A 7623-nucleotide genomic window follows, 5' to 3' on the forward strand; every position below is an offset into this window, starting at 1 on the left:
GAGGACCCTCCGTGCGTGCGCGCCCCCTACGGGGCGAGGACCAGCTCGTCCACGGCGGCCTCGCGGACCGCCTCCTCGGTGACCGCGAACGGGAGGGTCCCTCCCTCGCTCCACGGCTCCAGCTGGTCGTCGTAGTGGGGGTGGAAGGCGTGGCCGGAGTTGCCGGTGAGGTGGATCCAGGTGGACGCGTCCCGGTCGGACAGGTCCACCACCATCCGCATCGACGGCACGGCGGTGATCCCGTACCCCTCGGAGGTGTTCCAACCGGTGGCGTTCACGATGGCGGAGCCGCCAGAGCTCTCCACCGGGCCCCGGTTGAACAGCCACTCGACCGGGCCGATGCCCGACGTGCCGAACGACTCGTGGGTCGCGGTGAGGGTGTGCAGGTCGCCCCAGCGCCAGTCGGCGGGGTCCTCGCCCAGCAGGTCCGCCAGCTCCGCCGCGGCGGCGTCCATCGCGGCGGCCAGCACTTCGTCGCGCCCGTCCGCCTCCCCTCCCTGCCACCAGTCGGAGTCGGGGTCGTCGAGCAGCCCGGCCACCACGTACATCCCGCGTGAGTTGCCGCTCATCTCGTACGGCTCCAGCTCGTCGAACAGGATCGGCAGCAGGTGCCGCCAGGTGGCCTGGTAGAACGCGGCCCCGGACGAGTCCCGTGCGGTGAACAGGTCCCAGTCCCGCAGCTGCTCCTGGGCCCGCGCGGTGGTCCCCTCCACGTCGGCCTCCAGCAGGTAGGGGACGACGTCGACGGCCCCGCCGTGGAACGAGTCCATGTGGATGTCCGACATGTCCTCCCCGTTGACCGGCCCGTCGGTGAGCGCCTCGTCCAGCAGGTCGTTGATCCGTTGAGACCGGTAGCCGTAGTCCCAGTCGTCGGTGAGCATGTGCTCGTAGTCGGCGTCCACGCCCGCCTGGTTCGCGGTGACGATGACGCCCGACTCGGGGTTGTACACGCTCGGTAGCTCGTCGAAGGGGACGTACTCCGCCCAGTCGTAGTCCGAGTCCCAGCCGGGGGCCGGGTAGCGGCCGTCGCCCTTGCCGCGGACCGGTACCGCACCGGGGGCCTGGTAGCCGATGTTGCCCTCGTTGTCGGCGTAGACGAGGTTCTGCGCGGGGACGTCGAACTGGCCGGCGGCCTCCCGGAAGCCGTCCCAGTCACGGGCCCTGTTCAGCGTGAAGATCGCGTCCGCCGTGGTGCCCGGGCTCAGCGCGGTCCACTGGAGGGAGACGGCGTACTCGTCGCCGTCCGCACCCTCCAGGCCGGGGTCCTCGGCGACCGCCGCCAGACCCTCTCCCACGGCGGTGTCGGACATCAGCGGACCGTGGTGGGTGGAGCGGACGACGATGTCGACGTCGTCGCCGCCCGCGACCCCGATGGTCTCCTCGCGGGTCTCCAACGGCAGGGTCTCACCGTCGACCACGTAGCCGTCGCCGTCGATCTGCTCGACGAACAGGTCCATGACGTCGGGGTTGAGGTTGGTGAACCCCCACGCGATCGACTCGTTCTGCCCGATCACCACGCCGGGCAGGCCGGAGAAGCTGAACCCGCTGACGTCGAACGGGCAGGCGTCGGTGATCTCCGTGCAGTGCAGCCCGATCTGGTACCAGGTGGACGGCATCGACGCGCCCAGGTGGGGGTCGTTGGCGAGCAGGGGAAGTCCGCTCCCGGTGTGCTCGCCGCCCACCACCCACGAGTTGGAGCCCAGGTCGGGGCTGGTGCTGGGGCCGAGCATGCGCGGCAGCGTCGCCGCGGCGTCCGCCACCCCGGTCAGGGCCGGGACGGCCTCGTCGGGGAGCTCGGGGGCGCGGCGCTCGTCACCCTCCGGGAGGCCGTCCTCGGAGGCGCCCTCCTCACCCGGGACGATGTGCTCGTCGGTGTCCGTGATGGGCTCGTGCTCGTCGAAGGGGTAGACCGGGTAGAGCTCCTCGACCTGTTCCTGGGTCAGCCCGGCGTCGAGGAGTTGGGCGCGCTCGGTCTCCTCCTGCATGTTGCCGCCCAGATCCCAGGCCATGGCCTTGAGCCAGGCGAGACTGTCGACAGGGCTCCACTCCTCGATGGTGTGCCCTCCGTTGAGCACGGCCAGCAGGCCGTACTCCAGGCTTGCCGCGGCGCCGTCGTGCCCGTCCAGCCACGCGTTGACCCCGGCCGCGTAGGAGTCGAGGTAGCTCTGCGTCTCGGGGGTCAGGAGCTCGTACTCCTGCTCGGCGACGTGCCGCCAGCCCATGGTGCGCAGGTAGGCGTCGGTGTCCACCTGGTCGGGACCGAACAGCTCGGCGGTCCGGCCCCCCGTGACGTGGCGGCGGAAGTCCATCTCCCAGAACCTGTCCTGGGCGTGGGTGAACCCCTGGGCCATGAAGAGGTCGTGGGTGTTGTCGGCGTAGACGTGCGCGACGCCGTTGCCGTCGCGCAGCACGGTGACCGAGGACTCCAGGCCCGGCACGGAGAGCTCGCCCGAGGTCTCCGGGAACGATCGCCGGACGGTCCACACCCCGAGGAGCGCGGCGACGAGGACCAGAGCCGTCACGGTTGCCAGAAAGCCCAGAAGTACACGAACAAGCACACGCTTACGCATTACACCCATGGCGGAACCCTAGAGTGCCCGAGGTCACAGGCTCTAGAGGTCAGGGCGTGTGGGCCCAATCTGTTACCAACTGGTACGCCGGGCTGTGCCGGGCCCCGAGGAACGGGAGGGGTGCGGCGGGGAGGGGTCGCCGCGTCCCCGGCGGCGGTCCCCGGCGCCGGACCGCCTCGTGTCAGACCCGGGCCCCCGCTCCGGCGGCCTCGCGGCGCAGCCGCGCCACGACCTCGGCCGCCGGGTGGTCAGTGGCCCGGCGGAACCCCTGCCCCGCCCACAGGGCCATCCCCCCGGTGTCCGCCGCGCTCGCCGCGGCCGCGCGCAGCGGCCTGGTCATGTGGTGCACATCCGGGTAGGCGTACGGTGTCTCGGGGTGCTCGGTGACGAACCGGTTGACCAGCCCCCGCGCCGGACGCCCCGTGAAAGCCCAGGTCACATCGGTCTCGCCGAAGGCCGGGTCGGCCAGCGCCGCCTTGTGCCAGGGGTTGGCACCGCTCTCCGGGCAGCGCAGGAACGCGGTCCCCAGTTGCGCCGCGGCCGCACCCGCGCCGAGGACGCGGGCGACATCCTCCCCGGTCATGACGCCGCCGGCGGCGACCACCGGCACGTCCACGGCCGGGACCACGTCGGCGAGCAGGTCGAGCAGCGGACGGTCCCCGCCCCGGGTCGGGTCGAACGACGCCCGGTGCCCACCCGCCTCCAGGCCCTGGGCGCACACCCCGTCGGCGCCGCTCGCCACCGCGGTCCGGGCCTCCTCGACCGTGGTCACCGTGACCACGGTGGCGGTTCCGACGGCGCGCAGCCGGCCGAGGACCTCGGAGTCGGGGCAGCCGAACGTGAACCCGACGACCGGGACCGGGGACGCCACCAGCAGGTCGATCTTGGCCGCCCACGCGTCGTCGTCGTGCACCGGTTCGCCGACCGCCACCCCGTGGCGTCCGGCCTCGGGGGCCAGCCGCCGCCGGTGGGCCGCGGCCACGCCCGGGGCCGCGGGAGGCCCGGGCACGAACACGTTCACACCGAACGCCGTGACCCCCGCGTCCCGCACCTGCCGGATCTGGTCGCGGACCGCGTCGGGGGCGAGGTAGCCGGCGGCGAGGAACCCGACCCCGCCCGCCCCCGCCACGGCACTCACCATGGCGGGTGTGGAGCCGCCACCCGCCATCGGCGCCTGGACGATCGGGCGCTCCCGCAGTAGTTCCGCCAGACTCATGTGTCCCCGCTTTCCCCGGATGTGCGGGAAATGCTACCGACCCCCGTTTCCGGGGTTTCACCCACACCCGTGTCGAACGGGCGACGGCACCCACTGGTGGTGAGGGGGGTCACATATCCTCCCTCTGTCGGTGCCCCGCGAGCGAGGCGGTGACACCCTTTCCAGAGCGGCCCGACACCCCTTTTCGGACACCCTCCGACACCTTTCCAGGGAAAAGGGAGCCCGGGAGAAAACGGGGGCTGGAAAAGGGCGTGGACTCACCCGCTCCGCTCGTCGGCCTCCGGCACGGACCGGGCCCCCTCGGCGGTTCCCACGTCCTCGGCGTGCCGCGTCGCCCCCGGGACGACCCGGGCCAGCACCGCCGACGCCACCGCCAGGAGCACGCCGGTCGCGGCCAGCACCGCCGTCGCCCGACCCATGCCGAACAGCTCCCACATCCACCCGAACGACAGGGTCGTCACCATGACGAAGACGGCGCCGACCATCGCCAGCATCGAGAACATGGTGTTGCGGTTGGCGTCGGTGAACATGGTCTGCTGCCACACGCCCATCAGCACGCCCGTCAGCCCGATCAGGAGTTCGCCCGCGACGAGGCCGACCGGCAGGGGCACCGATCCGTGCGCGGCCAGGGCCACGGGCGCGCCCACCAGGGTCGCGAACGCCGGAGCCCACAGCCGCGGGTCCCGGCGGTCCACGAACCTCGCGCACAGGGCGCCCGCCACCAGCGCCGCCGTCATCACCAGCAGCATCAGTCCGTTGAGCCGCACGTCGTCGCCGTACGCGGCCACCAGCATCGGCTGCCAGGACACCACCAGAAGGGCGGTGCCCACGGCCATCGACGCCACCAGCGCCACCAGGGGCAGGAACCGGACACTCGCCACCAGGGAGGCCGACTCCACGACGATGGCCAGGACCCGGCGCCCCGGCTGGCCCGGCGACGGCGGAAAGCACACGGGGCCGAGCGCCGCCAGCAGGACGAGGAGGCCCCCGCCCGCCGCGACCAGCAGGTCGGCGGGCAGCCAGGTACCCGCGACCATGACCGAGGCGGCACCCAGGACCCCGCCGCCCCTGCCCGCCACCTGCCCGTGCCGGACCGTCCGCGCGATCCGCGCCGCCCGGTCGCGGCTGCCGATCCGGTTGACCACGAGCGCGGTCGGGGTGCCCGAGTACAGGTGGTAGCCGACCGCCCACAGGCCCAGGCCCAGGGCCGTCGACGCGAGCGCGTCGGCGAGGCCGAACACCGCGAACCCCGCACCCCACAGGGCCAGCCCCACCACCATGAGCCGACGGTGCCCGTAGCGGTCCCCGAGGGCCCCGCTGGGGGCCTCGACGACCAGCCCGACCAGGTTCGCGGCGGCGAGCACCGAACCCAGGAGCCACGGGTCCACCCCGCGTGCCATGAGGACCGTGACGAACACCGCGCCGAAAAGGAAATCGGCGATCGCCGCGGTCAGGACGAAAAGAGAGAATCGGAGGAGGAGGGAGGATTCCCGTAAAGGCGCAACGGTCATGGGGTGTTCTTCCGTCGGAGGGAACCGCGTCGTCCCCGCGCGTGAATTCCGCCGACGCTAACACGCACACCCTGTTCCGGACAGCGTTTTTCCGCAGCCCTTTCCCGGGAACGGCACCGGGCCCGCGGGTCCGACCCGCGCCTCCACCGGATACGCTCTGCGCGACAAGCAGCTTCCCGGGGAGGAAACCACCATGACAGCGACCGCGGTCGTCACCGGAGCCAGCAGCGGGATCGGGGCCGCCACCGCGCGCGGACTGGCGGCGAAGGGCTACGAGGTGGTCCTCGTCGCCCGGCGCGCGGACCGCGTCGAGGCGCTGGCCGAGGAACTGCTCAAGGAGGGCCACCGCGCCCGCGCCCACGTCCTGGACGTCACCGACCGCCCGGCGGTCGACGCGTTCGCGGAGTCCCTGGGCGCCTGCGACGTGCTGGTGAACAACGCGGGCGGCGCCATCGGCACCGAGACCGTCGCCACCGCCGACCCCGCCGACTGGCGGGCCATGTACGAGGTCAACGTCATCGGCGTCCTCAACATGACCCAGGCGCTGCTGCCCGCCCTCATCGCCAGTGGTGACGGGACCGTCCTGGTGGTCTCCTCGGTGGCCGGGCACGTGGTCTACGAGGGCGGGGGCGGTTACGTGGCCGCCAAGCACGGCGCGCACACCGTCGCCGCCACCCTCCGCCTGGAGCTGTGCGGCGAACCCGTCCGGGTGCTGGAGGTCGCCCCGGGGATGGTCAGGACCGAGGAGTTCTCCCTCAACCGCCTGCGGGGGGACGCGGCCGGGGCCGACGCGGTCTACGCGGGCGTGCCCGACCCGCTCAGCGCCGAGGACGTCGCGGACACCATCGTGTGGGCGGTCACCCGGCCCCCGCACGTGAACATCGACCTCATGGTGGTGCGCCCGCGCGCCCAGGCCGCCCAGCACAAGGTCCACCGGATCAAGGAGTAGCCGCCAGGACCCGGATCGCCGGTCCGGCGCGGCCTGCCCGGCCCGGACCATCACCCACCAGATGCTGCCGAAGGGGTTCTGGGCCCTGCCGTTCCGGGGGCTTGATCTCAACTAATATTGAGGTTCTATGGTGTGGGCATCACCCGCCCCTCCGTGGAAGGCCCCGTACATGACGACGCAGAACCCCTCCGACGCCGGACTCGCGGCCCAGCCGGCCGCGTACTGGACCGGGGTCGCCTACGAGGCCCTCATCGCGTTCACCCGTGCGCGCCAAGCCGAACTCGGTTACACCCAGCCCCAGTTCTGGCTGCTGCGCAACCTGTCGGAGAACGACCTCTCGCCCGACGGCCGGGGGAGGACCGTTCCCGAACTGCGCCAGGCCATGGACTCCTACGTCAGGCCCGAGGACGATCTCGCGGCGGAGTCGCAGGTGCTGCTCGGGCGCGGCTGGCTGACCCGCGACGGCGAAGGACGGCTGTGGATCACCGAGGCGGGGGAAAAGGCCCGTACCGACCTCAAGCGGAACGCCCCGGCGATCCGCGACGCGATCCACCAGGGGATCGACGACGCCGACTACGTCACCGCCCTCAAGGTGCTCCAGCAGATGATCCGCAACACCGGCGGCGCGGCCTGACCTCCGACATCGGGGTGTGCCTTCCCGGATGCGCCCGGCACGGCGATGAGGGATGATCGGCGCGTGGGCAGAGGCATGAAGCCTTCGCTGAAATCATCCCAATCCTGGGCATTCGAGGTCTTTCGGTGCTGGTGTCCGACTTTCGACAAGTTGCAAAAACGACTGCTTGCCACTGGTAAGACGCCAGTTCGGTGAGGGTGCTCCCCGCGCACGCGGGGATGGTCCCCGCACCCCGATCGAGGAGGCGACCCCGGTCGGCGTGCTCCCCGCGCACGCGGGGATGGTCCCCCGAAGGCGCGCTCCTACGAGGAGGTGGACGGGTGCTCCCCGCGCACGCGGGGATGGTCCCTCCCCCCGGGAGTGCCCGCCCCTACCGAGCGGGTGCTCCCCGCGCACGCGGGGATGGTCCCCACAGGACCAGCAGCAGGAAGATGCAGATGGGGTGCTCCCCGCGCACGCGGGGATGGTCCCCGAGCGTGACCGCACCCAGGCCCCCCACGGCGGTGCTCCCCGCGCACGCGGGGATGGTCCCGGCGAGCACGTTCTGACCGCCGCTGAGGTTCAGTGCTCCCCGCGCACGCGGGGATGGTCCCATCCACGGGCGGCTCGAAGGCCGTGCCGTGCGGTGCTCCCCGCGCACGCGGGGATGGTCCCTGGTCGGCCGCCTCGCTCGCGGTCAGGAACTGGTGCTCCCCGCGCACGCGGGGATGGTCCCAGCCGTTTGACGGGGTCGGGCCGCCCGG

At 72.4% G+C, this 7623-nt stretch carries 5 protein-coding genes and 1 CRISPR repeat array; of the genes, 2 read left to right on the forward strand and 3 right to left on the reverse strand.

Features of this window, described 5'->3' with window-relative positions:
* Positions 1-26: 26 nt before the first annotated feature.
* From ACFWTE_RS06455 to ACFWTE_RS06465, 3 genes are all read right to left on the reverse strand, one after another.
* Positions 27-2570: a penicillin acylase family protein gene (locus ACFWTE_RS06455; protein ID WP_378778378.1), complete on the reverse strand. Its 2544-nt coding sequence runs from the start codon at positions 2568-2570 to the stop codon at positions 27-29.
* Positions 2571-2751: 181 nt separating this feature from the next.
* A complete protein-coding gene (locus ACFWTE_RS06460) occupies positions 2752-3786 on the reverse strand; it encodes a nitronate monooxygenase (protein ID WP_378778301.1) in 1035 nt (344 codons plus the stop codon).
* A 257-nt stretch (positions 3787-4043) separates the two neighbouring features.
* Positions 4044-5297 carry an MFS transporter gene (locus ACFWTE_RS06465; RefSeq protein WP_378778302.1) on the reverse strand — a complete coding sequence of 418 codons (1254 nt, stop codon included), beginning with the start codon at positions 5295-5297 and terminating at the stop codon, positions 4044-4046.
* Positions 5298-5490: 193 nt separating this feature from the next.
* On the opposite strand from ACFWTE_RS06465, the gene ACFWTE_RS06470 reads away from it, so the two are divergent.
* Together ACFWTE_RS06470 and ACFWTE_RS06475 are read left to right on the forward strand one after the other, a co-directional pair.
* Positions 5491-6246: an SDR family NAD(P)-dependent oxidoreductase gene (locus tag ACFWTE_RS06470; protein WP_378778303.1), complete on the forward strand. Its 756-nt coding sequence runs from the start codon at positions 5491-5493 to the stop codon at positions 6244-6246.
* A gap of 169 nt (positions 6247-6415) precedes the next feature.
* The gene (locus ACFWTE_RS06475; protein ID WP_378778304.1) at positions 6416-6880 is read left to right on the forward strand and encodes a MarR family transcriptional regulator; all 465 of its coding nucleotides are present in this window, start codon (positions 6416-6418) and stop codon (positions 6878-6880) included.
* A 196-nt stretch (positions 6881-7076) separates the two neighbouring features.
* Positions 7077-7595: a CRISPR direct-repeat array (repeat unit 30 nt; unit sequence GGTGCTCCCCGCGCACGCGGGGATGGTCCC).
* Positions 7596-7623: the final 28 nt, after the last annotated feature.

Origin of the sequence: Nocardiopsis sp. NPDC058631 (assembly GCF_042716955.1) — a bacterium.
GTDB lineage: Bacteria > Actinomycetota > Actinomycetes > Streptosporangiales > Streptosporangiaceae > Nocardiopsis.

Bases quoted from the DNA above. Each gene is read 5' to 3' on its own strand.
- ACFWTE_RS06475 (WP_378778304.1), top strand. From the start codon at position 6,416: ATGACGACGCAGAACCCCTCCGACGCCGGACTCGCGGCCCAGCCGGCC.
- ACFWTE_RS06465 (WP_378778302.1), bottom strand. From the start codon at position 5,297: ATGACCGTTGCGCCTTTACGGGAATCCTCCCTCCTCCTCCGATTCTCT.
- ACFWTE_RS06470 (WP_378778303.1), top strand. From the start codon at position 5,491: ATGACAGCGACCGCGGTCGTCACCGGAGCCAGCAGCGGGATCGGGGCC.
- ACFWTE_RS06455 (WP_378778378.1), bottom strand. From the start codon at position 2,570: ATGCGTAAGCGTGTGCTTGTTCGTGTACTTCTGGGCTTTCTGGCAACC.
- ACFWTE_RS06460 (WP_378778301.1), bottom strand. From the start codon at position 3,786: ATGAGTCTGGCGGAACTACTGCGGGAGCGCCCGATCGTCCAGGCGCCG.